Raw genomic sequence first — 26,473 nt, 5'->3', positions numbered from 1 at the left:
CATCCACGCCGACGGGCCGAACGGGGTCGGCACCCGGGTGATCCCGGGCCGCTCGCGCAGCGCCGCCACGGCGGGCGCCGGGCCGAACCCGACGCGGAGGGCACCGGCCTGCGATTCGTTCATGCGAGCTCCTGGTCTCGGTTGGTGGGTTGGCCCGGGAGGAATGCCGCGATCAGCAGGGCGAAGAGCGCAGCGACCGCGCCGATGCCCAGCACGACGCGGAATCCGCCGAGCGACGGCAGCGCCGCCCCGCCCAGCTCGATCGTCATGTGCGCGAGCACGACGCCCGCGACCGAGCTGGACAGCGACGTGCCGATGGAGCGCATCAGGGTGTTCAGGCTGTTGGCCGCAGCGGTTTCGGACACCGGAACGGCGGCCATGACCAGCGCGGGCATCGCGCCGTAGGCCAGCCCCACCCCGGCGCCGATGATGCTGGAGGCGATCATGAGCTGCCAGATGCTCGACATCATCAGCAGGCTCGATCCGTAGCCGACGGCGACCACGAGCGCGCCGACCATCAGCGTGACCTTCGGCCCCCTGGTCCGCGAGATCCGCGCGGACACCGGCGCCATCGCCATCATGATCAGCCCGTTCGGCGCCATCACCAGGCCCGCGGCGAGGATCGACTGCCCGAGCCCGTAACCGGTGGCCTCGGGCAGTTGCAGCAGCTGCGGGATGACCAGGGACGTCGCGAACATCGCGAACCCGAACACCACGGAAGCGATGTTGGTGAGCAGCACCTGGCGGCGCGCGGTGGTGCGCAGGTCGACCAGCGGCTGCGGCGTGCGCAGCTCCCACCGGCCCCACGCCGCCAGCACCACCAGTCCGGCGATGAGCAGGCCGGGTGTCACACCGCCGGTCCAGCCCCAGTCGGCGCCCTTGGAAATCACCAGCAGCAGGCACAGAAGCGCCACCGACAGGCCCACCGCGCCCGGCAGGTCGAACCGCCCGCCGGTGCGGACCTGCGATTCCGGCACCAGCGAGGTCACGAGCACCGCGGCGACGGCGCCGAGAGCTGCGGCGACCCAGAACAGCGTGTGCCAGTTGGCGTTCTCGGCGATGAACGCGGCCGCGGGGAGTCCCAGCGCGCCGCCGACGCCGAGGGAGGCGCTCATCAGCGCGGTCGCACCACCGAGCCGTTCCGGCGGCAGCTCGTCGCGCATGATGCTGATGCCCAGCGGGATGACACCGGAGGACAAGCCCTGCAGCACGCGCCCGACCACCATCGGGGCGAGCCCGTCGGAGAGCGCGCAGACGACCGAACCGAGCACCAGCATCCCGAGGCTGAACAGCAGCATCCGCCGCTTGCCGTACATGTCGCCGAGCCGGCCGATGGTGGGTGTTGCGACGGCGGCGGCCAGCAGCGTGGCGGTGATCGCCCACGCGGCGTCGGCCGCTCTCGCGTGCAGGAGCTCGGGCAGCTTCGGCACCAGCGGGATCATCAGCGTCTGGGTGAGCGAGACGACGATGCCGCTGAACGCCAGCACCGGGACCACGGTGCTGGACTGCACTTGCGGCGGCGTGGCGGGCCGCGTGCTGGAGGCGCGGGTCATGTGCGGAAGGGCTCCCATCGTCGCGCGGTCGGGGACCAGCGCACTCGCCTGAATTAAGTCAGTTGATTGACTGACGATAGCAGCAGCGGTTTGACTGGAGCCACGTCCGAGGCGCACCGGCCCGGGGTGGGCGTCGGGGCGCGTCGAACTGCAGGTCACACTGGAGCAGGCTCCCGTCGCGGAGCTGCGCCAAGTCGGAGGGGCTCGCAGTCGGCGAGCCGCGCGAGAGTCCAGTGCGGTGGTGATCGAGATGGCGCGAACGGCAGGTTCGACGCGGGCCGCGGCGACGCGGGAGCTGATCCTCTCGGCCGCGGAGCGGCTCTTCGCCGAGCACGGGGTGGCAGCGGTGTCCAACCGCCAGGTCAGCGAGGCGGCCGGGCAGGGCAACAACACCGCGGTCGGCTACCACTTCGGCTCGAAGGCCGACCTGGTCCGCGCGATCATGCGCAAGCACAGCGGACCGATCGAGGAGCTGCGCGGCGAGATGGTCGCGGCCGTCGGCGACTCGTCGGACGTGCGCGACTGGGTGGCCTGCGTGGTCCGCCCGTCCACCCGCTACTTCGCCGACCTCGGTGCGCCGACCTGGTTCGGCCGCTTCGGCGCGCAAGCCATGACCGACCCGGCCTACCGCGAGATCGTGGTGTCGGAGTCGCTCAACTCGCCGGCGCTGCTGCGCGCGACCGACGGGCTCAACAGCTGCCTGCCCGACCTGCCGCTGGAAGTGCGCCTGGAACGCCGCGACATGGCGCGCCAGCTGATGGTGCACATGATCGCGGAGCGAGAACGAGCGCTGGCCGAAGGGGAATCGACCCCGCGAGCGACGTGGGAGGACGCGGCGAACGGCCTGATCGACGGCATCGTGGGCATGTGGCTGGCCCCCGTGACCGTCCATTGACGTCGAGACGGGTCGTCGTGGCGGAGAGGCGGTTCGGTACGTGGCACCCAGGGCGGTGACGCGGGCCCAGTTGGCCGGTGCGGCTCGGGCCGCGCTGGGCGGCGGACGCCAGTTGGAGGCGGTCGAGCGGGTCGCGGGCGGCAGCAAGAAGGGCGTGTACCGCCTGGTGATGGACGACGCGACGACGGCGATCGCCTACCTGTGGGACGACTCCGAGAACTACTGGCCCGAAGAACCGAACGGCTTCAACGGCCCCAGGCCTGGTTCACCGCGTCGACGATGTGGTGGTAGCCGGTGCAGCGGCAGAGGTTTCCGGCGAGGAGTTCTCGGATCGAGTCGTCGTCGGGGTGGTCTTCGGGGTTGGCCGCCGACAGCGTGACGATGAAACCTGGTGTGCAGAAGCCGCATTGGAGGCCGTGGCAGTCCTTGAAGGCCTGTTGCACCGGGTTCAGGCCTTCTTCCGGGGTGAGGCCTTCGACCGTGGTGACCTCGGTTCCGTCCGCCTGGACCGCCAGGGTGATGCAGGAGCGGGCCGGTTCGCCGTCGATCAGGATCGTGCACGCTCCGCAGACGCCGTGTTCGCAGCCCGCGTGGGTTCCGGTGCGGCCGAGGTCGTCGCGCAGGAAGTCGACCAGCAGGCGGCGCACCGGCACCGTGCGCTGGACCCGGTGGCCGTTGACGGTCAGCGTGATTTCTCTGGTGGGGGAGGGGTTTTCAGGCATTCGCCACCTGCTTCAGGGCTCGCTGCACGGCCGCGCGGAGAGCGGCGCGCCGGGTCGCCGGGTCGGCGTGGAGGTCGTCCGGTGGAGCGGTGGAGTCGGCTGCCAGCTGGGCGGCGGTGTCGATCCTCTCGGCTTCCAGCGCTGTCCCGTCCAGTGCGGCTTCCGCTTCTGGGAGGCGCTGGACGGTGCCGCCGATGCCGAAACCGACCAGCCGCACCTCGTCGGAAAGCACCGCTGCGACGCCTGCGATGGCGAAATCGCCCGAACGAGGGCTTATCTCGGCGAATCCGCAGCGCGCATCGCGGATCGGCACGCGCACCTCGGTGAGGACTTCGTCAGCGGACAGCGAAGTCTCGTACGGCGCGACGAAAAGCTCGGCGGCAGGGATGGTTCGGCGGCCGTTGATGCCGGTCACCACGACTTCAGCGTCCAGAGCGGTGGCAGCCGCGCACAGCTCCGCGGCCGGGTCGGCGTGGGCCAGGGATCCGCCGACGGTGCCGCGGGAGCGGATCTGGTGGTGTCCGACGTGCCGCAGCGCCTGGCCGAGCAGAGGACAAGTCTCCCGGACCAGCTGCGAGGTCTCGGCGGTGCGCTGCCGCACGCCCGCGCCGATGACCAGGACGTCGTCCTCGCGGCGCAGCTCCGCCAGCTCCGGCAGGCGGCCGATGTCGACCAGGACGCTCGGCCGGGCGAGCCGGAAGTTCATCATCGGCAGCAGGCTCTGGCCACCGGCGAGGGCTTTCGCGTCCTCGTCCGAGGCGAGCAGCCGGACCGCTTCGGCGACGTCGGAGGGGCGGGCGTAGTGGAACGGTGGCGGCTTCACGACCGGGCCCCCTCGATCAGCCGCCGCACCGCCGACGGGGTCAGCGGGGTGGTGTCGACGTCGGCGACGCCCAGCGGTTCCAGCGCGTGCTCGACCGCGCGGGCGATCGCCGCCGGCGGTCCGATGATGCCCGCTTCACCAGCACCTTTGATGCCGAACGGGATTTCCGGTGCCGGACTGCAGAGCTCCTCGGTCGTGATGTCGGGGATCTCGCAGGCCGTGGGCAGCACGTAGTCGACGAACGTGGTGGCCAGCGGTTGCCCGTCCTCGTAGGGCAGCTGCTCGTGCAGCACCCCGCCGATGCCCTGCGCGACTCCGCCGTGGATCTGCCCGGCCACGGTCAGCGGGTTGATGATATGACCGCAGTCGTGCACCACCGCGTACCGCCGCACCCGCACGACACCGGTACCGGGATCGACCTCGACGACTGCGGCGTGCGTGGAGTTGGTGTAGTTGGCCGAGGCGTTCATCTTCCCGTCAGGGCGGGGCGCGTGGTCCATGCCCGGCGGTTCGTAGCTGGCGCGCGCGTCGAGTCCCGGATCGGTTCCCGGTGGCAGCTCGAACGTGCGGGTCAACGCCACCCGCGCCACCTGCGACCAGGGCACCGAACTGCCGGGGCTGCCGCGCACCTGGAACCCGCCGTCGGCCAGCTCCAGGTCGTCCGGCGAGGCTTCCAGCAGGTGCGCGGCGATCTCGGTTCCCTTGCGCCGCAACACTTCCGCGGCCTGCGCGATCGCGCCGCCGGCCACCACCGCGCTGCGGCTGGCGAAGCTGCCCAGACCGAACGGGGCCGTGTCGGTATCGCCCATCACCACCCGGACCTGGTCGATCGGCAGGCCCAGCTCCTCGGCGACGAGCGTGGCCACCATGGTGTGCGAACCCTGGCCCATCGCCGAAATCCCCACCGCGACGGTGACTCCGCCATCGGGGTCGAAGCGCAGGTCCGCCGAGTCCTGGCCGCTCCGGATGCCGGTGACCGCGAAGGCGCTGGCGGCCACGCCCTCGACGTAGGTGGCGTACCCGACGCCCAAGTGCGCGTCCGGGGTGCGTTGTCGCTCTTCAGCGAGCAGTTGCTCGCCGAGCTCGACCGCGCGCTCGAAGGCCTCGCGGTGGCTGCCCGAGTCGATCCGCGCACCTGCCGCGGTCTCGTAGGGCAGGTCGTCAGGGGCGAGGATCATCCGGCGGCGCAGTTCGAGCGGATCGATGCCCCGCTCGCGGCCGATCTTGTCCACCAGCCGCTCGATCGCGAAGGTGCCCTCCGGCATGCCGTAACCGCGGTACCCGCCGAGCGGTGTCTTGTTGGTGACCACGCCTTCCACCGCCACGCACTGGTGCGGGATCCGGTACGGCCCGCACAGCGAACCGACGGCGACCACGCTGGGGCCGAACCCGCCGGGGAACGTCTCGCCGGAACCCAGATCGGTGCGAATCCGCCCGCGCAGCGCGGCGATCGTGCCGTCGTCGCGGACCGCGGCGGACAGCTCGATGCGCATGTCGCGGGCGTGGCAGGAGGTCAGCAGGTGCTCGTGGCGGTCCTCGACCCAGCGGACCGGCCGGCGCAACCGCATCGCCAGCCACGGCACCAGGTACTCCTCCGGGTAGATCGTGTTCTTCTGCCCGAACCCGCCCCCGACGTCGGGCGTGATCACCCGGATGTCGCGCTCGGCCATGCCGAGCACGTCGGCCAGCATGGTGCGCACGAGGTGCGCGGCCTGGGTGGAGGTCCACACCGTGAGCCGGTCGTCGCGGTACTCGGCCACGACGCCGCGCGGTTCCATGGGAGCGGCCGTGCAGCGGTCGATCGTGTAGGTGCCGCTGATGGTGGGGAAGCGGCGGAACGCCTCGTCCACGGCCGGGTTCTCGGGCGCCATCGACAGCAACCGGTTGTCGCCCCACTCCGGGTAGAGCAGCGGAGCATCGGGTGCCAGCGCGGCATCGACGTCGTCGACGGCGGGCAGCGGTTCGAGGTCGACGTCGACGAGTTCGGCGGCGTCCTCGGCGAGATAGCGGTCGTCGGCGACCACGACGGCCAGCGGACAGCCGACGTAGCGGACCCGGTCGCGCGCCAGCGGGAAGTGCCGGACCGGGCGAACCCACTGCACCAGGTCCGGAACCGGCCCGATGCCCAGCTCAGGACCGCTGATCGCCACGTGCACCCCGTCCGACTCCAGCGCCGCCGAGGTGTCGACCCCGCGGACCAGGGCGTGCGGCAGCTCGCTGCGGACGAACGCGGCCTCGACCATGCCGGGAAGCACCACGTCGGCGAGGAAGCGCCCCCGCCCGGCGACCAGCCGGTCGTCCTCCACCCGGGGCACCCTCGCGCCGAGCAGCGAAGGGCGAGCGCTCTGCATCGGACGCACCATCCGGCCTCCCGGGTCACCGCGCGGCAGAAGCCCCCGCAGCACCGACCACAGGGGGCGATCCCTACGAAGCCTGCTGCACCCCGGCACTCACCCGCAATCCACCGGAAGGACGCCACCCGCCGGAGCGACGACTTCGGGCAGAGACGTCCGAAAACCTCCGTCGTCGCTGGTCAAGCCCCGTGAGTACTTTGGGTTGCTATAGCGCCCCAAAAGACTCACGGGGCGCCACCTGCGGAAATGCCGCGCTCGCAGTCGGGTCAGAGCCAGTTCTTGCGCTTGAAGATGGTGTAGAGGCTGAGGCAGACCGCGAGCATCAGGACCACCGCGAACGGGTAGCCGAGGGGCCAGTGGAGTTCCGGCATGAGGTCGAAGTTCATGCCGTAGACCGTGCCGATCAGGGTGGGGGCGAACAGGATCGCCGCCCACGACGAGATGCGCTTGATCTCCTCGTTCTGGGCCAGGCTGGCCTCGGTCATCTTCTGCATCTCCTCGTTCTGCGCCTGGGTGACCAGCGTGGCGTTGACGGTGAGGATCTTGTCCAGCAGCTGCCGGAAACCGTCCACCCGCTCGCCGACCGTCGTCGCGTGGTCGGCGACGTCGCGCAGGTAGCGCTGCAGCTCCTGGTCGATGCCGTACTTGTCGAACCCGGCTTCCAGGCTGCGCAGGATGTTCAGCAGCGGCTGCGTCGCGCGCTGGAACTCGATGACCTCGCGGGACAGCTCGTAGATGCGCCGCGATGCGTGCGGTTCGGCTTGGAAGACCTCGGTCTCGATCTCGTCGATGTCGTTCTGCAGCCCGGCGATCACCGGCGCGTAGCCGTCGACGACGTTGTCCAGCACCGCGTACAGCACCGCCTCGGGTCCGCGGCGCAGCAGGTCGGGGTCGTCCTCCATGCGCTTGCGCACCGCCGACATGTCGGGGGACTGGCCGTGGCGGACGGCGAGCACGAAGTTCGTGCCGATGAACAGGTGCAGCTCGCCGAAGCTGACCTCCTCGGTCTCGTCCACGTAGGTCGCGGCGCGCAGCACCACGAACAGCGTGTCGCCGTAGCGCTCGATCTTGGGGCGCTGGTGCGCGACGATCGCGTCCTCGACGGCGAGCTCGTGCAGGTCGAACTCCTCGGCCGCGGCCAGCAGCTCCTCCTCGGCCGGCCGGTACAGCCCGATCCAGGCCATCGTGCCGGGTTCGCTGCGCAGCTGCCGGTAGGTCTCGGCCAGGCTCGGCGGGGTCGAGGTGCGGACCCCGTCGCGGTAGATCGCGGTGTCGATCAGCGGCCGGTCGGCCAGCGGCCGGTCGTCGTCCGCGCGCGGGTCCATCGAGTGCTCGGGCGCTTGGGGCTCGACGATTCGCCGCGGTTTGCGCAGGGACCGGGGACGCCATTCGGGCACGAGAACCTCCTGGGTGCGGGAGCAGGCGTTGGCCGAAGACCTCGCTGTCCACGATCGTGGTGAGGGTACCCAGCGACGGGTCGGCTCCGCTCTCCCGGACACCGGCCGGTCGGGGCGCGTTCCCGCGTCGGGCGCCCGCCGGGGCAGTGCTCCGGGTGGCGGTGTTGACCTCTACCATTCGGGGGTGGCCGCCTACGACTTCGACGCCTTCGAGCACCTGGACGCCTCGAGCCTGCCGCTGCGCCAGCAGCGGATCCTGGCCACGATCCAGGATTGGGTGAACCGGTACGGGTACTCGCCGAGCACCCGCCAGATCGGCGAAGCCGTGGGACTGCGCTCGTCCTCCTCGGTGTCGAAGCACCTGAACGCGTTGGAGGAGAAGGGTTTCCTGCGCCGCAGCGCCACGGTGTCCCGCCCGATGGACGTGCGGGCGTTCCTGCAGCCGACGGCGGCGAGCGGGTCGGAGACGTCGGTGCCGGTGCCCGTGGTCGGTGACATCGCGGCCGGTACCCCGATCACCGCGGACGAGCACCTCGACGACGTGATGAGCCTGCCCCGGGAGCTCACCGGCCGCGGCACCGTGTTCGGCCTGCGGGTGCGAGGCGACTCGATGGTCGACGCGGCGATCTGCGACGGCGACATCGTGGTGGTCCGCCAGCAGCAGGAAGCCCACTCCGGCCAGATCGTGGCGGCGATGATCGACGAGGAAGCGACGGTGAAGGTCTACCGCCGCCGCAACGGCCACGTCCTCCTGGAACCCCGCAACCCGGCCTACGAAGTGATCGACGGCGACAACGCAGTCGTCCTCGGCGTCGTCGTCTCAGTCCTCCGCAGCGTCTGAGCACTGCACTGCGGTCGTGAGCGCGCAGCAGTGCTCCACCCCGACTCCGCACTCACGACCCGAGGGCGCAGGCGTTTGGGACACCGCATGGGCGAGGGCGTCGCGCAGGGATTTGCTGGCGCGGTTCGTCCGCCGAGTTCAGGTCGGACAAAAGGCATGCTCCAGAATTGGTCGGAAACTACGCGGTCGTCGGAATTCCGCCCAGCGACCGCTCGGCGCTGTCGAGGAGCTCTGCGTAGGTCAGGACCTCTACCCGGTTGGTGTGCGTGTTGAGCGTTCGAAGGACCTGGTTGAGATCCTCTTCCGCCAGGTCCGGGTGCAGGGCGGGATGCCCGATAAGGACCAGCGCACTGGCCCGGCGGGTCTCGATGCCGAACTCCTCGCGGATGCGCTGTCGGTTCTCGTCCAGCCCCACCAGGTAGTTGATCGCCTGTCCCACGGCATCGTGGACTTCGGAGGTCGGTACCCATGCGTTGCGATGGCGCTTCACCAGAGCACGGGCACCCATGGCCCGTTTGAGCTCGACCAGGTGCAGGGTGCCGTCTGCGCGCAGCAGAGGTATGTCCACTTCATCGCCAGAAACAAGCCGCCGGTGAGCTGCTGTCCGGATGAACTGCCCGCCGAAGATCCACGGCTGCGTTTGAAGAGCACGCTGCAGATCGTGTTCGGTGGCAGCGGGATCTTCTGAAAGGCCGCGGAGCTCGGTGATGCTGGCCGCACGACGTTTCAGCTCGGCGGCTTTCAGCAGTGATTGGCCGTTCTCGTCCTCCGCCAGGACCTTGAGCGCTTCCGGTGACATGGCGATCCGTCCGGCAGCTTCAGCCGGATCCTCCACGTCAACGCGGTTACGCAGGACGCGTTCCAACCAGAGTGCCATCTCGGCACTGCCTCGAACTATTTTGTAGCGCCCTGGCTGGTCTGCGGGGGCCTGCAAGAACGGTAGGTCTTCTCGAAGCCCGACGAAGTAGTTGAACAGCTCGTTCGCGGTGGCGTCGGGATGTTCGCGGAGGAACCGGCGTCCTTGCTCCTCCCAGAAACCAAGTGCTGCGTTCGCAGTGCTCGCCAGGAAGTCCCGGTGCGCTGGGTTTCGTTCCTTTCCTTCCTGAAAGAGCCGGTAGTTCTCCTCGAATGAAGGTCTCAACAGCCTTCCGGTGCTGTAGTCCAGCGAATCTTGCAGGAGTCGCACAACGTGCCATTCGTCTTCTTCTGAAGCGCGCAGGCGGGCTTGTTCCAGTAGCCTGACCAGGGTTTGGCCGCCTCGACGATGTCGTCCCTTTCCGCTTCGAAGATGGGTCAGCACAGCGGCGACAGCTTCCTTGACCTCAGGGGCAGCGGTCTCAGCAGCGATGCCTTCCAGCTGCTCTTCCAGCGCAAAATCCGCTCTGATCTCCACGACTCGCCATTGTGCGTGAGGCACCGACACCGGCGTGGGTTCGTGCACGTATTCGCGGCCACGTGGAGTGCGGGGGAAGTCCGGTGGCCAGCGGCACTACGGTGTGGGCATGGACAGCGTTGAGGGGATTCGCGGCAGGTTGCGGGATTTCGCGGCGGCGCGGGACTGGGAGCAGTACCACACGCCGAAGAACCTGGCGATGGCGCTCAGCGGGGAGGCCGGGGAGCTCGTCGCGGAACTGCAGTGGGTCGACGACGACGGCGCCGCTGCGGGTTTGGCCGAAGGCGGGCTCAAGGAGCGGTTGGCCGATGAAGCCGCCGACGTCCTGCTCTACCTCATCAGGCTGACCGACGTCTGCGGCATCGACCTCGTCGAAGCGGCCAACGCCAAGATCGACCGCAACGAGACGCGGTTCCCCCCGACCGCCTGAGCGTTCTCGGCGGTCAGGGGGCCATTCTGGTCCACTGTGGACCGGGATCGGTGATCAGCCGCGCGACTCGCGGCGCTGCTCGGCCTTCTCCTTGCGCTGCTCGGCCTTGGCCCGGACGCGGGCGGCTTCCCGCTTGGCCTCGAGCAGGGTCTCGCGCTCCTGCTGGAGCCACTCCGGGTCCTCCTCCTTGAGCGCGTTGATCTGCTCGGTGGTGAGCGGGTCGGTGATGCCGTTGCGGGTCAGGCCGCCGATGGACACGCGCAGCCGGGCCGCGACGACCTGGCGCGGGTGCGGGCCGTTGCGGCGCAGCTCGCGCAGCCACTCCGGCGGGTCGGCCTGGAGGGCGTTGAGCTCATCGCGCGAGACGACACCCTCCTGGAACTCCGCGGGGCAGGCTCCGAGGTACACGTCGAGCTTCTTCGCCGCGGTCGCGGGCTTCATCGTCTGGGAGGTCTTGCGCGATGTCATGCCCCCAGGGTATCGACCCGCACCCGCACCACCTGCGGTGACGCCCGGTAACCTGTGGCGCGTGACTGGTTCGGACGAGCAGCCCTCGTTCACGCTCGCGTACGTGCCGGGCGTGACGCCCGGCAAGTGGGTGCGCAAGTGGGCGGAGCGGATGCCCGACGTGCCGCTGGACCTCGTCCAGGTGTCCGCCGCCGATGCCGCCGACCTGGTGCGCGGCGGCGAGGCCGACATGGTGCTGCTCCGGTTCCCGACCGACCGCACGGGCCTGCACGCGATCCCGCTCTACACCGAGACGACCGTGGTGGTCGTGCCGAAGGACCACGTGATCTCCGCCGTCGACGAGGTGACCAGCGAGGACCTGGCCGACGAGCTCGTGCTGCACCCGCTGGACGACACCCTCGGCTGGGAGCGCCCGCCCGGCCAGCCCGCGATCGAGCGCCCGGCCACGACCGGCGACGCCATCGAGCTGGTGGCGGCCGGGGTGGGACTGCTCGTGGTCCCGCAGTCGCTGGCCCGCCTGCACCACCGCAAGGACCTCGTCTACCGGCCGTTGACCGACGCCCCGCAGTCGCGCGTCGCGCTGTCCTGGCTGGAGGAGGAGACGACGGACCTGATGGAGCAGTTCATCGGGATCGTCCGCGGCCGGACGGTCAACAGCACGCGCGGCCGCCCGCAGACCCCTCCGGAGGAGAAGCGCAAGCGACCGGCCGAGACCAAGAAGCCGACCGGTCGCCCGAAGCCGCGCGGCGCGGGGAACTCCCGAGGTGGCAGGCACGGCAAACCCCGCCGCCGCTAGCTGTCGAAGCTGGCGAAGTAGGCGGCGGCCATGTCCTCGCCGCCGTGCCCCAGCTCCGTGGCCCGGTTGAACCGCTGTGCTGCAGCTTCAGCGACGTCGAGGCGGACACCGTGCTCACGGCCGGCCTGGACGATCAGCTCGGCGTCCTTCGCCGCGGTGGTCACCGCGAAGCTGGGCGGGGTCAGCCGGTCCTCCAGGATCGCCGCGCCCTTCGCGTGCAGGTAGCCCATGTCCAGCGCGCCGCCGCTGATGATGTCGAAGAACCCCTGCGGGTCCACGCCCAGCCCCTTGGCCAGCGCGAGCGCTTCACCAGCGGCGTTGGTGACGGCGAGGACCCAGCTGTTGGCGACGAGCTTGAGGCGCGTGGAGCTGGCCGCGGCACCGTCCTCGCCGGTCCACACGGTGCGCGAACCCACTGCGTCGAACACCGGTGCCACCGCAGGCCGGCCCTCGGCCGGTCCGGCGGCCAGGACGACGAGCTGTCCGTCCTCGGCGGGCTGGCGGGTGCCGAGGACGGGGGAGTCGAAGAAGAGCAGCTGCTGCTCGCGGGCCAGCTCCGCCATCTCGCCGACGTCGCCGATGCTGGACGTGGTCGACTGGATCCAGGCCGTGCCGGGGCGGGCGGCTGCCTGCCGCATCACCTCCAGCGCGGCAGCGCCGTCGTGCAGCATCGTGACGACGACGTCGGCGTCGTGCACCGCTCCGGCGGGCGTGTCGGCGACGTGCGCTCCGTCGGCTGCCAGCGGCTCGGCCTTCGCCCGCGTGCGGTTCCAGACGTGCACGGTGTGACCAGCGCGGATGATGTTGCGGGCCATCGCAGCGCCCATGATCCCCGTGCCCAGCACAGCCACGGTCCGTGCCTCGCTCATGAAGTCCTCCCCGGTCGGTGGTGTCCCTCCCCGCCAGACAAGCAGCTGGCCCGCCACCACGCCAGGCGGAGTGCCCAGCTCCTCAGCAAATCGTCCACTGTGGATTTGCGCGGGGTCGCGCGTCCACCGGTGAGGTGGGCGTTCCGGACACTAGACTCGGAGTATGGAATCCAGACCCGAGCAGCGTCCGTCCCTGCGGGAGCGGCAGAAGCGCCAGACGCGGGCGGCCATGCTCGACGCCGCCGCCGAGCTGATCGGGGAGCGGGGCTTCCGCGAGACCACGATCGACGACATCGCGAAGGCGGTGGGGGCGAGCCGGGCGACCTTGTACTCGTACTTCCCGAGCAAGGACATGATCGTCCGCGAGATCGTCATCGAGATGTGGGATCGCGCGGAGTCGCTGTACCAGGACTTCGGGGCGCTCGAGGAGTGGACGCGGGCGAGCATCGCCGGGTGGGTCGAGCACGTCGTCGCCGCCTGGGAGAAGGACGCCGACCGGCTGCGGGTGCAGAGCTCCGGGCTGGTCCGCTACGACGAGTTCTACCTCGACTACCACCACCGCTTCGTCGCGGCGCTCACCGCGAACGCGGTCTTGTGGCAGCGCTTCGACGAGGCCGACGTGCAGCGCCGCGCGCTGCTGCTGATCAGCGGCCTGGAGCTGTTCCTCAACACCTGGCTGGTGCGCGGCTGGCCGGCGGACCGGGCCGGCGCGATCGAGACGATCACCGACGTCTGGTGCGCGGCGCTGCGCGTCGACTGAAGTCCCGCGCTCAAGCGAAACTCCCGCGGCCGGGCGGAAAAGCGCACGCGGGCGTCACGACCCGACCTTCCCGGTCACGTCGGGGGCGATCTTGATCTTCGCCCAGTCCGCCCGCGCCTCCGGCCCCAGCCGGCCGACGAACGCGTCGAGCTGCGCCCACAGCGAGCCGGCGATCGTCATCGACTCGGGCGCCAGCACCTGGTCGATCAGCTCGGACCACGCCTCGGGCACGTGCTCGGCGGCCTGCGCTCCCCGCGTCTCGGCCTGGACCACGCGGGTGACCAGCCCGCCGCCGACGGCGAAGGCTTCGCCGGTGAGCGTCGTGTCGCGGTGCAGGAGGTACGTCGCGAAGGCGGCCACGGCCTCCGGCGGGAAGTGGGTGGAGATGAAGTCCGAGAAGCCGGGCTGCTCGATGCCCGCGGTCGAGCGGGTCCACGCGGCGGGCAGGATCGTGTTGGCCCGCACGCCGACCGGTCGGCCGAGGATCGCCTGGGTGCGCGTGAGCGAGAGGATGCCGCCCTTGGCCGCGGCGTATCCGGGCATCGCGGGTGCGCCGTAGCTGCCGTTGGACGAGATGTTCAGGATTCGTCCCGCGCCGGTGGCGGCGAGGTGCGGCCAGGCCGCCTCGCTGATCCGGTGCGCGCCGCGCAGGTGCACGTCGACCTGGGTGTCGAAGTCACCGCCGGCGCCCGCGTTGTTGATCACGATGTCGAGCCGTCCGAAGGCGTCCGCGGCGGCCTGCACGATCTGCTCGGCCTCCGCCACGACGTCGCCCGTCACCCCGACGGCGATGCCGCCCTCCGCCTCGATGATCCGCACCGCCTCGTCGGTGCCGGGCGGGGTGGCCGAGCCGGTCCAGTCGCGGCCGAGGTCGTTGATGACGATCCGGCAGCCGCGAGCCGCCAGCAGCCGGGCGTAGGCGAGCCCGAGGCCGAACGTGGAAACGCCGGTGATCAGGGCTACTTGGTCGTCGAAGCGCAGTTGATCCATGGCGGCCGGACCTTTCTCGAGGGGCTCCGGATGCGGCGTTCGGGCGAACGGAATCGCGACGGTAGTCGACCGGGAGCCCCTCGGGTAGACCAGGAGGCGAAATTTCGAGCCATCGATATGAAAACCGAGACGTGAGTATGGACAAGGCTCCCTCGGCCGCTTAGTGTCCTGGCTCACAACGTCGTTCGGCCTCGATCTCCGGCCGTCCGACGAGCTCCGTCCGGACCGTTCGCACCGGCGCGGACCCGCTGCGCCGCGACTTCCCGTCATGCCCCTGCTAGGAGTCGCCTTGTCCGCTTCCGCTCCTGCCCACGTCCTCGACGTCGACGAGCTGCGCGCGCACCTGAGCCGGGCCGACCCCGCGGTGCTGCTGGCCGTGCTGGCCCAGGTCACCCGTGATGCGTCGGTGCTCGACGAGTTCGGCGGCGCGCTCACCCACGTGCCGGATCCGCCCGAGCTGGCGGGCCGCACCGACACCGCCACCGCTGCGGCGATCATCGACCGGCTGGTCGCGGCGCTGACCGCGGACCGGACACCGGAGAGCGGCCCGGCCCCTGACGACCTGGCGTTCTTCACGAGGCTGGTGCCGATCGCGATGGGCGTGACGCCGGGGCCGGAGTACTACCCGATGTTGTTGGAGCAAGGGGGTTTTCAAGCCGCCCAGCCGGTCGAGCCGCTGCCGTCGACGATCGACCTGGCCATCATCGGCGGCGGTCTGGCCGGGATCGCCGCCGCGCTCGCCGCGCAGCGGGAGGGCGTCCGGTACCGGATCTACGAGCGCAACGACGACATCGGTGGCACCTGGCTGACCCAGACCTATCCCGGCGTCGGGGTCGACACGCCGTCGTCGTACTACTCGCTGTCCACCGAGATCAACCCCGACTGGACGAGCTACTACCCGAAGGGCGGCGAGTACCAGGAGTACCTGCGCGAGGTCGTCGACCGGCACGGCATCCGGCAGAACGTCCTGCTCGGCACCGAGGTCGAGGCCCTGACCTGGGACGACGATGCCGCCCGCTGGCGGATCCGGGTGCGCGACGCCGACGGCACCCGCGTCGAGGACGCCGCCGCGGTGCTGACCGCGGCCGGCTACCTCAACCGGCCGCAGTACCCGAAAGCGCCTGGGCGGGAACGCTTCCAGGGCATCAGCGTGCACTCCGGCGAGTGGCACTCCGGCATCGATCTCACCGGCAAGCGGGTCGCCGTCATCGGTGCGGGCTGCACCGCGGCCCAGATCGTCGACGCGATCGCCGACGACGTCGCCCACCTGACCCTGTTCCAGCGCCAGCCGCACTGGGTGGCGCCGCGCAAGCGCGACAGCGACGACGTTCCCGAGCACCACCGCTGGCTCGGCCGGCACGTGCCGTTCTACGCGAACTGGTTGCGGCTCAAGGCGTTCTGGGGATCCGCCGACAACGGCTACCCGGTCGTCATCGTCGACCCGGAGTGGGCCGCCACCCACCGGTCGATCTCGCCGGCCAACGACGTCCTGCTCCAGGACTGCCTGGCCTACATCGACCGCACCTTCGGCGCGGGCTCGGAGCTGGCGGCCAAGGTGACCCCGGACTTCGCGCCGTTCGGCAAGCGGATCATCCGCGACCCGGGCAGCTACTACGCCGCGCTCACCCGCGACCACGTCGACGTCGTCGTCGCCGAGCCCGCGGAGATCACCGAGCGCGGCATCCGGATGCCTGGAGGCGACCTGGTCGAGGTCGACGCCATCGTCTACGCCACCGGGTTCCACCTCGACTTCCTGTCCGATGTGGACATCCGGGGGAGGGGCGGTGTCCGGCTGGTCGACGAGTGGGCCGACAACGACCCCCGCGCCTACCGGGGCGGCACCGTGCCGGGATTCCCCAACTTGTTCGTCGCCAATGCGCCCAACGCGAACCCCAGCCACGGTGCGGGAAACAACTTCGGCATCGAGGTCACCGTGCACTACCTGTTCGAGTGCCTGCGCCTCCTCGCCGAGCGGGGCGCCCGATCGCTGGAACCGACGCGCGCCGCCTACGAGGAGTACGTCGCCCGCATCGACGCCGACATGGAGCGCACCGTCTGGCGGCACACCCCGACCGCGCACACCTACTACCGCAACGCCCGGGGCCGGGTGATCCTCGCTTGCCCGTGGCGGCTGGTCGACGTCTGGACCGAGCACCGGCGGCCCGACCCGGCGCACTTCACCCTCCGCTGATCGACCCGAGTCGCTCGACGAAAGCGAGTTCCCATGTCCGTCTCGGCCTCCGGTGGCCCCGCCACCACTGAAGACCCGGAAAGACGTTCCACCGGCTACTGGGTCGGCGTGCTGCTGATCCTGCTGCTGCTCACCGAGCAGTCCGCCCTCGGCTTCTCCCTGATCGCGCCCGCGCTTCCGCAGGTCGCCGCCGAGTTCCCCGGCAGCCAGGTGGTCTGGGTGATGACGGCGTTCACGCTGTCCGGCGCGGTCGCCTCGCCCATCATCGGCAAGCTGGCCGACCGCTACGGCAAGAAGCGGATGCTCGTCGTCACCGCCGCCGTCGGTGCGCTGGGCGCGTTGATGTCGGCGACGGCACCGGCGTTCGCCGTCCTGGTGGCCGGCCGGTTCCTCTCCGGCATCGCCTTCGCCTGCATGGCACTGGGGTACACGCTGATCAGGGACACGTTCCCGGTGCGGATGCAGTCGATCTCGATCAGCATCGCCAACACCGGCGTCGGCGCGGTCGGCGTCGGCTCGCTGCTGGTGGCCGGTGTGCTCATCGACCAGTTCGGGATGCGCTCGGTGTTCTGGTTCGCGTTCGGCTTCTGCGCCCTCGGTGCTCTGCTCGCGGCGCTGGTCGTGCAGGAGACGCCGATCCGCACCCGCTCGCGGATCGACTGGATCGGCGCGGCCCTGGTCACCGCCAGCATGTTCGTCGTCATGTTCGGCCTGTCCCGGGGCAAGACGTGGGGCCTGTTCGACTCCCGGACGCTGACCTTCGTCGGCATCGGGCTGGTCGGCTTCGCCATCTGGGTGTGGTGGGAGCGCCGCACACCGGAACCGCTGATCCGCCTGGACCTGTTCGCCAACCCGGGCTTGCGCTACACGGTCATCGCGGGCGGTATCGCCTACGGCGCCACGACGCTGCTCGCGACCCTGATGCCGATGCTGCTGCAAGCGCCGCAGAGCACCGGATACGGGTTCGGGCTCTCCGCGACCCAGATGGCGGGGTGGCTGCTGCCCGGGCAGCTCGCGATCGTCGCGAGCGGGTTCATCGCCGGCGCCACCGCGCGTTCGCTCGGCTTCCGCAACCACCTCACCCTCGGCGCGGCGGCCATCGCGGTGTCGGCCGTCGTGCTCGCCACCGTGCCCACCGCGCCCGCCGTGATGGTGCTGATCTGGGTGGTCTTCGGACTGGGCTGCATGATCTACGCCGCCGTCCCGAACCTCGCCCTGCTGACCCTGCCCGAGACGGAGCGCGCCGTCGGGTCGAGCTTCGTCGGCGTCGCCCAGACCATGGCCGGAACCCTGATCTCGACGATCGGGTTCACCGTCCTGGCGCACTTCGTGGTCGCCACTGGCCCGAGCGGTGCTGCCTACGAGGCGGGCGGTTTCCGAGGCGCGTTCCTGGTCGCTGCTGCTGCCGCAGCGATCGGCGCCCTCGCGTCCTTCGCGGTACCCCGCACCCTGCAGAACCGGAGCGTGAGCTGATGACCACGGCGAAGAGCCTGCTGCCGACCCCGCGGTTCGTCGACACCAACGGCGTCCGGCTGGCCGTCCACGAGGCGAAGCCGGAGCGCGCCACCCGGGACGTGTGCGTGGTGCTCTGCCACGGTTTCCCGGAACTGGCCGCCTCCTGGCGGCACCAGCTCCGACCGCTGGCGGATGCCGGATTCCACGTGCTCGCACCGGATCTGCGCGGCTACGGCCGTTCGACCGGCCCGGCCGACCCGACGGCGTACAGCATCGCGGAGACGACCGCCGACGTCGCCGGCCTGATCGCCGACGCGGGCTACCAGAGCGCGGTGGTGGTTGGCCACGACTTCGGCGGCATGATCTCGTGGTGGATGCCGCACCTGCATCCCGAGCGGGTGGCGGGCGTGATCACCCTCAACACGCCGTTCGGCTACTCCCGCGAGGACCCGCTGGAGAAGTACTCGCAGGCGTACGGGCCGCGCAACTACGTCGCGCACTTCCAGACCCCGGAGCTGCAGGAGCTGATGGAGCGCGATCCGGCGCGGACGCTCCGGTTCTTCTTCCGCCGCGACACCGGATCCGGGACGACCCTCTCGCGAACCGGTCGGCACGACCCGGAGTCGATGAGCTACAGCCACCTGCTCGCCGAGGACGAGGCCACCTGGCCCGGCGAGGTGCTGGTCGGCGACGACGAACTCGCCCACTACGCCGAAGCGTTCGCCCGCACGGGCTTCGGCGGACCGCTGAGCTGGTACCGGAGCATCCCGGGGAACTGGCGCGTGCAGTCCGAGCTGTTCCCGGACGGCGCGGTCCCGAAGCTGACCGTGCCGGCGTTGATGATCGCCGCTCGCCGGGACCCGATCTGCCACCCGGACCTGAGCGACGACCTGCTCCGGTACGTCGAAACCCTCGAGCGGCGGATGCTCGACACCGGCCACTGGACCCAGCAGGAGGACCCGGAGGGCACCAACGAGATCCTCGTGGAGTGGCTCACCCGCCACTTCTGACGCGATCGGGTCTGCGAAGGCAAAGCCCGAACGGCCAACCGGCTCCGCTCGCCGGGAGTGCGCGCGGGGGCCTGAGGAAGCGCCTCCGGCCCCGCGCGCTCACGTCTCCAGGAGGGCGCGGCGCTTCCTGGGGGCTGCGACGCTGCTCCTGATCACGAGTTCGCTGTCCAGGCGGATCTCGCGCCGGCGCAACGGCTCGTCGGAGTTCATGCGGCTGTGCAGCATTTCCACGGCGTTGCGGGCGAGGGCGTCGAGCTGGTGGCGGACGACGGTGATCTGCGGCGTCATCAACTTCGCCCACTCCGCGTCGTGGAACACCACCACCGAGAGGTCCTCGGGCAGTCGCACACCGCATTCCTGCAGGTAGCGCACGACGTGGGCGGATACCGCGGTGTTGCCGACGACGAGCGCGGTCGGGGGCTCGTCCAGCCCGGCCATCGCGCGCACCGCGTTCTCCACCCCGCTGCGCTGGAAGGCCAGTTCTGCCACCAGGGCCGGGTTTTCGGCGATGTCGTGCTCGCCCAGCGCCCGGCGATAACCGTCGATCCGCTCGCGTCCGGTCGAGGTGGTGCTCGGTCCGCTCACCAGCGCGATGCGGCGGTGCCCGCGTTCGAGCAGCGCCGTCGTCGCGGCATGGGCCGCGCTCTCGTTGTCCATGCCGACGACGTCGATCCCCGGGATGCGGTCGATGACCCGATCGACGAAGGTCAGGTCGATGCCGAGGTCCCGCATGTGCCGCCAGGCCGCCGCGTTGCCCGTGCCCGGTGCGGCGATCACGCCGCGCACCCGCTTCTGCATCAGCAGTTCGATGCTCCGCAGTTCCATCGCCGGATCCTCTTGCGTGGTGGTGAGCAGGACGCCCAGGCCGAACTCGGCGGAGTGCCGGACGACGTGCTCGGCGAGGTGGGCGAAGAACGGGTTCGCCACGTCCGCCAGGACCAGGCCGATGGTGTTCGTGGTGCGGGTGCGCAGTTCCCGGGCCGCGCTGTGCGGGCGGTAGTCGAGCGCCTTGATCGAGGCGAGTACCCGCTTGCGGGTCCGCTCCGAGACCGATCCGTTGGCATTGACGACTCGCGACACCACGCCGGGCGACACCCCGGCGTGCTCGGCCACGTCCTTGACCGTCGGTGCCCGGCCGCGTGCCATGGTCCTCCTCCGCTTCCCGCCGTCCGCCACCTTCGCGGCCCGGAGCTTCGCCGCTCCGGGCGATTTCACCCTACGGGTTGACACCGATGTGGCCGGATGGCACAAAGTACAACGTTGCACATCTCGTATAACGTTATACATGACTGACGAGGGAGTCAGCATGAAAGGCGTCCGAACTGCCTGCACCCGCATCTGCGACTGGCGAAATCGGCCTCTCGAAACCCCTGCGCCACCAGTGGGGACCCGATCATGAGCGCTCGGGATGTGCCCGCGGAGCGGGCGTGCTTGCCGGAAGTTCCCGCGGAACTCGCGCGGCGCAGGCTGAGCCTTGCCACGATCGCGAAGTTCTTCGGGCCGGGAGCGATCATCGCATCGTTGACCGTGGGCAGCGGGGAAACCGTTCTCGCGTCCCGGATGGGCGCGGTCTTCGGCTTCGCGGTGCTGTGGGTGGTGGTGGTCGGCACGGTCGCGAAGGCCGCGGTGATCTACTCCTCCAACCGCTACATCGTGCTGACCGGCGAGCATCCGATGAGCGGGTTGGCACGCGTGATCCCAGGGCCGCGCGGTTGGTTCCCGCTGCTCATCGGCACGTTGGCGGTGCTGTCCTTCCCCTTCGTGGCCAGTGCGCTGGCCTCGGGGATCGGCGGCTACCTGAACAAGGTCGTCGGCGGGCCGGCGGTCGCCTGGGGACTGGTGCTGCTCGTCCTGGCCGCCGCGATCGCCTGGTTCGGTTGGTACGCGCTGCTGGAACGCGCCCAGATCGCGATCGTCGCGCTGAAGGTGGCGCTGGTCGTGGTCGCGGTGTTCGCCGCGAACCCGCAGTGGCTCGACGTGCTCGGCGGCTTCGTGCCGCAGGGCCTCGGCTACGAGCCCTTCGTCTTCACCGAGTACCCGGAGATCGCCGCGCGGTCCGCTTGGGTGGAGGCCGTGGTCTTCATGGGCGGTCTCGGTGGCGGCATGTACGACTACATCGGCTACGCGGGCCTGATGCGGGAGAAGCGGTGGGGTGCGCTCGGGCTGCCGGGTCGCGACGACGTGGCATCGACCTCCGAGCCGCTGGAGCTGGTCGACACCCCGGAGGAGCGCAGCCGGGTGCGGGGCTGGGCCAGGGCGCCGCTGGGCGACGTCGTGCTGAGCTTCGCGACCATGGGGTTGACCGCGGTCGCCTTCACCATCACCGGCAAGGAGATCCTCGGGGCCGCGCACAACGTGCCCAGCGGGAACAACGTGCTGACCTACCAGGGCGACGTGCTGGGCATCATCCACCCGGTCCTGCGGTACTTCTACATCGTCGCGATCATCATGGTCTTCCTCGGCACCATGTACGCGATCTGGGAGGTCTACACCCGCACGACCCACGAATCGCTGTCCGCGGTGTCGAAGCGGGTGCGCGAGGGAGGCGTCGCGCGGACCCGCCGCTGGGTCTACGGCTACGTGCTGGTCGGCGGCGTCGCGCTGATCCTCACCGGGGCGGACCTGGTGTCGTTGATCAGTCCGGCGAACATCGTCGGCGGAACCGTCGCGGTGGGGATCTACGGGTTCGGCCTGCTGGTGCTGGAACGCCGGGTGCTGCCGAAGACCTTCCGGATCGGCCGCGTCGGGCGTTTGCTCATCGCCCTGTCCTCGACTGCGCTCCTCGTCGCCGGTCTCATCGCGCTGGCCCAGTACTCGGGGGTCCTGCGATGAGCGCCGCGTGGCGGATCACCCCCGGATACCTGCTGGGCACCGGATGTTTCCTGCTGCTGGCCGGTTTCCGGGTCGCCGAGGGATCGTGGTCCTGGGCCGCGATCTTCGTCCTGGCCGCCGCATCGCAGGTCTACCTCGGGTGGAAGGCCGCGCCGGCGCGGCCGAGCGGAGCACCGGCCCGGTCGAGCCGGACCAGCGGTGGTGTTCAGCGGAATGCCCCGATCTGGCGGGCGATGACCGCTTCGTCCTGCCTGCTCACCGTCGCGCTGCTGTTCGTCCAGCCGGTGCTGTCCGTGATCGCGGCCGCCATCGGCCTCTACTGCTCGTGGATGGTCGTCCGGACGCGAACCGGCGGCCGAGGTGCCGAAGTCTGATCGCGAAAACCGTTGTGCCACCGCGCCTTCGCGGCTCGGTGGCACAACGGTGCGTCAGATCTGGCCCTTGGCCGGGTCCCCGCCGGGCAGCGGTGCCATGACCGTGACGGCCGGGGCCGACTGGAGGAGTCCCGCCAGGGAGTCGTTGAGCCGCGCCACCGGCGCTCCGGCGGAGTGGGCGTCGAGGCGTTCCTGGGACTCCCACTTCTCGATGAGGACCAACGAGCCGTCCGCCGCGTCGTGCAACGCGTAGTGCACGCAGCCCGCTTCCTCGTGGACAGCCGGAAGTGCGGCCTGGATGGCCCGCTTCGCCGCGTCGCGGGATCCGGGCAGCGGTTCGAAGACGGCGGTGACGATCACTGGCATGGTCGCTCCGATCTGTTGCTGACAGGTCGAACTCGTGCGGTGCTGGCCCGTTCCAGGAACTCGGCGGCGACGCGGACGTGGCGGGGTCCGGGTGCGAGCTTCTGCCGCATGCGCGCGTGGATGAGCTCCACCGCGTGCAGCGCGAGCAGGTCGATCGGCTGGCGGACCGCGGTCAGCGGGGGGCGGATCAGCTCGGTCCACGGGTTGTCGTCGAAGACCACCACCGACAGATCGTCCGGAATGGACACCCGCGCCTGGAAGAGCATGCGCAGCACCACGCGCACCTGCGCGGTGTTGGCGACGATGAGGCTGGTCGGGGGCTCGTCCAAGCCCAGCATCTGCGCCACCACGTCTGCGCCGCGATCGCCGCGGAACGGCACCGGGCGCACCAGCCGGTCGTCCGGGGCCACGCCGTGCTCCTGCAGCGCCTGCTCGTACCCGCGAACCCGGTCGAACCCGGTCGTGGTGTCCAGGGGGCCGGACACGAGGCCGATCCGCCGGTGCCCGCGGGCGAGCAGGTGCGCGGTCGCGGTCGCGGCGGATTCGACGTTCTCGATGCTGACCACGTCCACCTGGGCGAGCCCGTTGATCGCCCGGTCCACGAAGGTCACCGGGATGTCCAGCGAGGCGAGCTTCTCCCAGCGCTCGACGTTGGCGCCGGTCGGGGTACCGATCAGGCCGCCGACGGAACGGTCCAGGAGGGTGTCGAGCGCCTGCGCCTCCAGGTGCGGGTCCTCCTGGGTGGTCATGAGCAGGATCTGCAGCTCGCGGGAGCGCGCTTCGGCGACCACGCGGTCGGCGAGCCGGGCGAAGAACGGGTTGGCCAGATCCGCCAGCAGCAATCCGATGGTGCTGCTCCCGCCCTGGCTCAGCTGGCGCGCGGCGGCGCGCGGCCGGTAGTCGAGGGCGTCGATCGCCGCCAGCACCTTCGCCCGCTTCTCGGGCGCGACGGGGCCGGTGTCGTTGAGGACGCGTGACACCACCGAGACGGACACGCCGGCCTGCGCGGCGACGTCTCGAATGGTTGCCGCCTTCTTCATGGAACTCCTTCCCGAGCTCGGACGGACCCTAAGCCACCGGGGCCGGCGGACCGGTGCGGGAGGTGGTCGGCGCGGTCGGGCGTTGACGGTCCGGAAATCGGGGTGGTACAAAACTGGAACCGTTACCACATGCTACCACCTCGGGAGTTCCGGTGAACTTGCACGATTTGCTGCTGGCGCGCGAACACGATGGCAAGCCGATCCGGGTCGGGGTCATCGGAGCCGGTCGCTTCGGCACGATGTTCCTCGCCCAGGTCCGGGCCACCCCGGGTGTGCACGTGGCGGCCGTGGCCGACATCGACCTCGCCCGTGCGCACCAGGCACTCAAGCTGGTCGACTGGCCGCCGGAAGCCGTGGCCGCCGATCTGGACGACGCGCTGACAAGCGACCGGACCGCGATCCTGCCCGACGCGAGCCGGCTGTTCACCCCGGACATCGACGTGGTCGTGGAGGCGACCGGGAACCCCATCGTGGGGACCTCGCACGCGCTCAAGGCCATCGAGACCGGCCAGCACATCATCATGGTGACCGTCGAGGCCGATGCGTTGCTGGGACCGGCGCTCGCCCGGCGGGCCGCCGACCGCGGGCTGGTCTACTCGCTGGCCTACGGCGACCAGCCCGCGCTGATCATGGAACTCGTGGACTGGGCGCGGACTTCCGGTTTCCAGGTGGTGTGCGCGGGCAAGGGCGCCAAGTACCTGGAGCACTACCACGAGATGAACCCGGACAACGTGTGGGAGAACTGGGAGTTCTCCAAGGAGCTCACCGATTCCGGGCAGCTCAACCCCTACATGCACACCGCGTTCCGGGACGGGACGAAAGCGGCCATCGAAATGGCTGCGGTCGCCAACGCCGCTGGCCTGGTCCCGTCCGACGAAGGGCTCACCTTCACCCCGGGTGACGTCGAGGAGATCGCCACCGTCTGCCGGCCGGCGGAAGTCGGCGGCGTGCTGGCGCACGAGGGATCGGTGGACGTCATGTCCAGCGTGACCCGCGAAGGCGACTGGATTCCGCACAACACGCAGGAGGGGGTCTTCGTCGTCGTCAAGGCCACCAACGACTACGTCTCGGGCTGCTTCGGGGAGTACCCGTGGCACCCGGACCCGACGAAGCAGTACGCCGCGCTGTACCGCCCTTACCACTACGTCGGGCTGGAACTCGGGATCACCATCGCCAACGCCGCCCTGCGCGGGGTGGCGACCGGTGCGCCGAAGGGCTTCTTCGGCGATGTGGTGGCGACCGCGAAGAAGGACCTGAAGGCCGGTGAGGAACTCGACGGCGAAGGTGGCTACACCGTGTGGGGCAAGCTGATCTCGGCCCGGGCCTCGGTCGAGCGGGGCGCACTGCCCATCGCGCTGGCGCACCACGTGGAGCTGCGGCGCGACATCCCGAAGGGCGCGGTACTCACCCGCGACGACGTGGTGCTCGACGACTCGTTCGCGCAGGTGCTCGAACTCCGGGCGGAAACGGAACAACTCCTCGCCCAGGGCTGACCCGACCCGCGACGATCGCGAGGACCGATGACGACACCCGCCGCACGTTCTGCCTCCCTGCTCGGGCTGGGACCGATGGGGGAGCCGATGGCGGCCAACCTGGTCCGCCGGCTCGGATCGCTCACCGTGTGGAATCGCACGCCGGAACGCGCGGCGCGCTTAGTCGAGCTGGGGGCTCGGCAGGCTGCGTCGCCGGCCGAAGCCGCCTGCGACGTGGTCCTCACGGTGCTGCCCGACCTGCCGCAGGTCGACTCCCTGCTCACCGGCCCGGAAGGCCTGTTGGCGGGTTGGCGCGGCAACGGCGTCGTGGATCCGATCCTGGTCGTGCACGGAACCGTCTCGCCCGTCGCGGTCCGGGAATTCGCCGAGCGCCTGCGAGCGGACCACGGCGTCCGGGTCGTCGACGCGCCGATGAGCGGCGGCGTGCCCGGCGCGGAACGCGGCTCGCTGAGCTTGATGGTGGGCGGCGATCCGAGTGCGGTGGAGTCGCTTGAGCCGGTGTTCTCCGCTGTCGCGGAAACGGTTGTGCGCATGGGGGAGTGCGGTGCCGGTCAGCTGGCCAAGGCGTGCAACCAGGTGGTGGTGGCGGGCACGATCGCGGCGTTGAGCGAGGCGCTCTGCCTGGCGCAGCGCTGCGGTCTGCCCCGAGCCGACCTGCTGCGGGCGCTCTCCGGTGGTCTCGCCGGATCGGAGGTGCTGAACCAGAAGTCGGCGCGATGGCTGAGCGAGGACTTCGCCGGTGGTGGTAGCGCCCGGAACCAGTTGAAGGACCTCGTGTTCGCCGTCGAAGCGGCGAACAGCGCCGGTGCGCCGTCGGAGGTGTCCGAGCTCTTGCGCGCCCAGTTCGGCAGGATGGTCGCCGCCGGTGACGGCGACCTGGACCACTCGGGCCTGATCCGAACCATCGCGAACGCGTGAGCGCCCGGACGACCACGACGCCGCTCGCTCAGCTGAACCCCGGCTCTCCTACCGGCGTCGTAGTCGGCGACCGGCCGTCCAGTCGGGGATTTCCCCGGTCGGCGCTGTCCGGTACCGCGTGGGAACGCGGGAACCGCATCGCTTGACCGCTCATCCCTCCCGCGCTGCCGAGAGGTGGGCCATCGCCGCTTCCTCCAGGTGCACGAGGTCGCAGGACACCGTCGCGTAGGTGAAGCCCTGCGCGAGCCGGCGCTTGGCGACCTCGCCGGTCGGAGTGTGGAAGCCCGCGGCGATCCCGGCGTCGGCGGCGGCCTCGGCGATCTTCACCACCGCCTCCTCGAACACGTCGTCCACGGCGGGGTCGGACGCGGTCGCGCCGCCGACGGCCAGGCGCAGGTCCGCCGGCCCGATGTAGACGCCGTCGAGACCGGGCGTCGCGCAGATCTCGGCGACGTTGGCCAGGCCCGCCGGCGTCGCGATCATCGCCAGGACCAGCACCGATT

General features: G+C 70.4%; 25 protein-coding genes. 12 read left to right on the top strand and 13 right to left on the bottom strand.

All coding sequences use genetic code 11. From position 1 onward, the window contains the following. Window positions 1–119: 119 nt before the first annotated feature. On the bottom strand, window positions 120–1,553 hold the full coding sequence (locus OU415_RS32950) for an MFS transporter (RefSeq protein WP_270953429.1): 1,434 nt from the start codon (window positions 1,551–1,553) through the stop codon (window positions 120–122). A gap of 250 nt (window positions 1,554–1,803) precedes the next feature. Between OU415_RS32950 and OU415_RS32945 the strand changes: the two genes are divergently transcribed. Next, complete coding sequence (locus OU415_RS32945; protein ID WP_270953428.1) at window positions 1,804–2,448, top strand: TetR/AcrR family transcriptional regulator; 645 nt, start codon at window positions 1,804–1,806, stop codon at window positions 2,446–2,448. Window positions 2,449–2,693: 245 nt separating this feature from the next. Here OU415_RS32945 and OU415_RS32940 read toward each other — a convergent pair whose 3' ends face one another. The 4 genes from OU415_RS32940 to OU415_RS32925 form a co-directional block, all read right to left on the bottom strand. Beyond that, complete coding sequence (locus OU415_RS32940; protein WP_270953426.1) at window positions 2,694–3,170, bottom strand: (2Fe-2S)-binding protein; 477 nt, start codon at window positions 3,168–3,170, stop codon at window positions 2,694–2,696. Beyond that, window positions 3,163–3,993, bottom strand: a complete 831-nt coding sequence (locus OU415_RS32935; protein WP_270953425.1) for an FAD binding domain-containing protein — start codon at window positions 3,991–3,993, stop codon at window positions 3,163–3,165. The genes OU415_RS32940 and OU415_RS32935 overlap by 8 nt, the downstream gene beginning before the upstream one ends. Next, window positions 3,990–6,344, bottom strand: coding sequence for a xanthine dehydrogenase family protein molybdopterin-binding subunit (locus OU415_RS32930; protein ID WP_270953424.1), 2,355 nt, complete (start codon window positions 6,342–6,344; stop codon window positions 3,990–3,992). The genes OU415_RS32935 and OU415_RS32930 overlap by 4 nt, the downstream gene beginning before the upstream one ends. A 269-nt stretch (window positions 6,345–6,613) precedes the next feature. After that, window positions 6,614–7,744 (bottom strand): magnesium and cobalt transport protein CorA, encoded by a 1,131-nt coding sequence (locus OU415_RS32925; RefSeq protein ID WP_270953422.1) that lies wholly within the window; start codon window positions 7,742–7,744, stop codon window positions 6,614–6,616. A 184-nt stretch (window positions 7,745–7,928) separates the two neighbouring features. Here OU415_RS32925 and lexA point away from each other — a divergent pair, with 184 nt between their 5' ends. Then, window positions 7,929–8,585 carry a transcriptional repressor LexA gene (gene lexA / locus OU415_RS32920; RefSeq protein WP_270953420.1) on the top strand — a complete coding sequence of 219 codons (657 nt, stop codon included), beginning with the start codon at window positions 7,929–7,931 and terminating at the stop codon, window positions 8,583–8,585. A gap of 178 nt (window positions 8,586–8,763) precedes the next feature. On the opposite strand, the gene OU415_RS32915 is transcribed toward lexA, so the two are convergent. Next, window positions 8,764–9,978 (bottom strand): Shedu immune nuclease family protein, encoded by a 1,215-nt coding sequence (locus tag OU415_RS32915; protein ID WP_270953418.1) that lies wholly within the window; start codon window positions 9,976–9,978, stop codon window positions 8,764–8,766. 109 nt (window positions 9,979–10,087) lie between these two features. Here OU415_RS32915 and OU415_RS32910 point away from each other — a divergent pair, with 109 nt between their 5' ends. Next, window positions 10,088–10,408: a nucleotide pyrophosphohydrolase gene (locus OU415_RS32910; RefSeq protein WP_270953417.1), complete on the top strand. Its 321-nt coding sequence runs from the start codon at window positions 10,088–10,090 to the stop codon at window positions 10,406–10,408. A 54-nt stretch (window positions 10,409–10,462) separates the two neighbouring features. Here OU415_RS32910 and OU415_RS32905 read toward each other — a convergent pair whose 3' ends face one another. Continuing rightward, the gene (locus tag OU415_RS32905) at window positions 10,463–10,876 is read right to left on the bottom strand and encodes a DUF5997 family protein (protein WP_270953416.1); all 414 of its coding nucleotides are present in this window, start codon (window positions 10,874–10,876) and stop codon (window positions 10,463–10,465) included. Window positions 10,877–10,937: 61 nt separating this feature from the next. On the opposite strand from OU415_RS32905, the gene OU415_RS32900 reads away from it, so the two are divergent. Beyond that, on the top strand, window positions 10,938–11,672 hold the full coding sequence (locus OU415_RS32900) for a LysR family substrate-binding domain-containing protein (protein WP_270953415.1): 735 nt from the start codon (window positions 10,938–10,940) through the stop codon (window positions 11,670–11,672). On the opposite strand, the gene OU415_RS32895 is transcribed toward OU415_RS32900, so the two are convergent. Further along, window positions 11,669–12,541, bottom strand: coding sequence for an NAD(P)-dependent oxidoreductase (locus OU415_RS32895; protein ID WP_270953414.1), 873 nt, complete (start codon window positions 12,539–12,541; stop codon window positions 11,669–11,671). The two genes, OU415_RS32900 and OU415_RS32895, sit on opposite strands and share 4 nt — an antisense overlap. A 163-nt stretch (window positions 12,542–12,704) precedes the next feature. Here OU415_RS32895 and OU415_RS32890 point away from each other — a divergent pair, with 163 nt between their 5' ends. Beyond that, on the top strand, window positions 12,705–13,301 hold the full coding sequence (locus OU415_RS32890) for a TetR/AcrR family transcriptional regulator (protein WP_270953412.1): 597 nt from the start codon (window positions 12,705–12,707) through the stop codon (window positions 13,299–13,301). Window positions 13,302–13,355: 54 nt separating this feature from the next. Here OU415_RS32890 and OU415_RS32885 read toward each other — a convergent pair whose 3' ends face one another. Beyond that, window positions 13,356–14,291, bottom strand: a complete 936-nt coding sequence (locus OU415_RS32885; RefSeq protein WP_270953411.1) for an SDR family NAD(P)-dependent oxidoreductase — start codon at window positions 14,289–14,291, stop codon at window positions 13,356–13,358. Between the two features lie 289 nt (window positions 14,292–14,580). On the opposite strand from OU415_RS32885, the gene OU415_RS32880 reads away from it, so the two are divergent. Genes OU415_RS32880 through OU415_RS32870 form a run of 3 tightly spaced genes read left to right on the top strand, consistent with a single transcriptional unit; the run spans window position 14,581 to window position 18,947 of the window. Beyond that, entirely contained in the window at window positions 14,581–16,482 is a 1,902-nt protein-coding gene (locus OU415_RS32880; protein ID WP_270953410.1) for a flavin-containing monooxygenase, read from the top strand. A 33-nt stretch (window positions 16,483–16,515) separates the two neighbouring features. Then, window positions 16,516–17,955 carry an MFS transporter gene (locus OU415_RS32875; RefSeq protein ID WP_270953409.1) on the top strand — a complete coding sequence of 480 codons (1,440 nt, stop codon included), beginning with the start codon at window positions 16,516–16,518 and terminating at the stop codon, window positions 17,953–17,955. Continuing rightward, entirely contained in the window at window positions 17,955–18,947 is a 993-nt protein-coding gene (locus OU415_RS32870) for an alpha/beta fold hydrolase (protein WP_270953408.1), read from the top strand. The genes OU415_RS32875 and OU415_RS32870 overlap by 1 nt, the downstream gene beginning before the upstream one ends. A 99-nt stretch (window positions 18,948–19,046) precedes the next feature. Here OU415_RS32870 and OU415_RS32865 read toward each other — a convergent pair whose 3' ends face one another. Further along, a complete protein-coding gene (locus OU415_RS32865; RefSeq protein WP_270953407.1) occupies window positions 19,047–20,093 on the bottom strand; it encodes a LacI family DNA-binding transcriptional regulator in 1,047 nt (348 codons plus the stop codon). A 249-nt stretch (window positions 20,094–20,342) separates the two neighbouring features. On the opposite strand from OU415_RS32865, the gene OU415_RS32860 reads away from it, so the two are divergent. Next, window positions 20,343–21,779, top strand: a complete 1,437-nt coding sequence (locus OU415_RS32860) for an Nramp family divalent metal transporter (protein ID WP_270953406.1) — start codon at window positions 20,343–20,345, stop codon at window positions 21,777–21,779. Continuing rightward, on the top strand, window positions 21,776–22,153 hold the full coding sequence (locus OU415_RS32855; RefSeq protein WP_270953405.1) for a hypothetical protein: 378 nt from the start codon (window positions 21,776–21,778) through the stop codon (window positions 22,151–22,153). Before OU415_RS32860 ends, OU415_RS32855 begins: the two co-directional genes overlap by 4 nt. A gap of 54 nt (window positions 22,154–22,207) precedes the next feature. On the opposite strand, the gene OU415_RS32850 is transcribed toward OU415_RS32855, so the two are convergent. Then, window positions 22,208–22,519: a putative quinol monooxygenase gene (locus tag OU415_RS32850; protein ID WP_270953404.1), complete on the bottom strand. Its 312-nt coding sequence runs from the start codon at window positions 22,517–22,519 to the stop codon at window positions 22,208–22,210. Beyond that, window positions 22,510–23,559, bottom strand: a complete 1,050-nt coding sequence (locus tag OU415_RS32845; protein WP_270953403.1) for a LacI family DNA-binding transcriptional regulator — start codon at window positions 23,557–23,559, stop codon at window positions 22,510–22,512. Before OU415_RS32845 ends, OU415_RS32850 begins: the two co-directional genes overlap by 10 nt. Before the next feature lie 152 nt (window positions 23,560–23,711). Here OU415_RS32845 and OU415_RS32840 point away from each other — a divergent pair, with 152 nt between their 5' ends. Together OU415_RS32840 and OU415_RS32835 are read left to right on the top strand one after the other, a co-directional pair. Continuing rightward, window positions 23,712–25,052 carry an NAD(P)H-dependent oxidoreductase gene (locus tag OU415_RS32840; RefSeq protein ID WP_270953402.1) on the top strand — a complete coding sequence of 447 codons (1,341 nt, stop codon included), beginning with the start codon at window positions 23,712–23,714 and terminating at the stop codon, window positions 25,050–25,052. A 27-nt stretch (window positions 25,053–25,079) separates the two neighbouring features. Further along, complete coding sequence (locus OU415_RS32835) at window positions 25,080–25,970, top strand: NAD(P)-dependent oxidoreductase (protein WP_270953400.1); 891 nt, start codon at window positions 25,080–25,082, stop codon at window positions 25,968–25,970. A 150-nt stretch (window positions 25,971–26,120) separates the two neighbouring features. Here the strand turns inward: OU415_RS32835 and OU415_RS32830 are convergent. Beyond that, window positions 26,121–26,473: aldolase/citrate lyase family protein (locus OU415_RS32830; RefSeq protein ID WP_270953398.1), on the bottom strand; the 353-nt coding region annotated here is incomplete at its 5' end.

It is taken from the genome of Saccharopolyspora oryzae (genome assembly GCF_027853915.1).
In the GTDB taxonomy this organism is placed as follows: Bacteria; Actinomycetota; Actinomycetes; order Mycobacteriales; family Pseudonocardiaceae; genus Saccharopolyspora; species Saccharopolyspora oryzae.
Note: the sequence above shows the minus strand (reverse complement) of the source record. Positions and strands in the feature narration are given on the sequence as shown.

Coding starts and splice junctions, on each gene's coding strand:
- OU415_RS32950 (WP_270953429.1), bottom strand. CDS start 1,553: ATGACCCGCGCCTCCAGCACGCGGCCCGCCACGCCGCCGCAAGTGCAG.
- OU415_RS32945 (WP_270953428.1), top strand. CDS start 1,804: ATGGCGCGAACGGCAGGTTCGACGCGGGCCGCGGCGACGCGGGAGCTG.
- OU415_RS32940 (WP_270953426.1), bottom strand. CDS start 3,170: ATGCCTGAAAACCCCTCCCCCACCAGAGAAATCACGCTGACCGTCAAC.
- OU415_RS32930 (WP_270953424.1), bottom strand. CDS start 6,344: ATGCAGAGCGCTCGCCCTTCGCTGCTCGGCGCGAGGGTGCCCCGGGTG.
- OU415_RS32910 (WP_270953417.1), top strand. CDS start 10,088: ATGGACAGCGTTGAGGGGATTCGCGGCAGGTTGCGGGATTTCGCGGCG.
- OU415_RS32905 (WP_270953416.1), bottom strand. CDS start 10,876: ATGACATCGCGCAAGACCTCCCAGACGATGAAGCCCGCGACCGCGGCG.
- OU415_RS32895 (WP_270953414.1), bottom strand. CDS start 12,541: ATGAGCGAGGCACGGACCGTGGCTGTGCTGGGCACGGGGATCATGGGC.
- OU415_RS32890 (WP_270953412.1), top strand. CDS start 12,705: ATGGAATCCAGACCCGAGCAGCGTCCGTCCCTGCGGGAGCGGCAGAAG.
- OU415_RS32885 (WP_270953411.1), bottom strand. CDS start 14,291: ATGGATCAACTGCGCTTCGACGACCAAGTAGCCCTGATCACCGGCGTT.
- OU415_RS32875 (WP_270953409.1), top strand. CDS start 16,516: ATGTCCGTCTCGGCCTCCGGTGGCCCCGCCACCACTGAAGACCCGGAA.
- OU415_RS32870 (WP_270953408.1), top strand. CDS start 17,955: ATGACCACGGCGAAGAGCCTGCTGCCGACCCCGCGGTTCGTCGACACC.
- OU415_RS32865 (WP_270953407.1), bottom strand. CDS start 20,093: ATGGCACGCGGCCGGGCACCGACGGTCAAGGACGTGGCCGAGCACGCC.
- OU415_RS32860 (WP_270953406.1), top strand. CDS start 20,343: ATGAGCGCTCGGGATGTGCCCGCGGAGCGGGCGTGCTTGCCGGAAGTT.
- OU415_RS32855 (WP_270953405.1), top strand. CDS start 21,776: ATGAGCGCCGCGTGGCGGATCACCCCCGGATACCTGCTGGGCACCGGA.
- OU415_RS32850 (WP_270953404.1), bottom strand. CDS start 22,519: ATGCCAGTGATCGTCACCGCCGTCTTCGAACCGCTGCCCGGATCCCGC.
- OU415_RS32845 (WP_270953403.1), bottom strand. CDS start 23,559: ATGAAGAAGGCGGCAACCATTCGAGACGTCGCCGCGCAGGCCGGCGTG.
- OU415_RS32835 (WP_270953400.1), top strand. CDS start 25,080: ATGACGACACCCGCCGCACGTTCTGCCTCCCTGCTCGGGCTGGGACCG.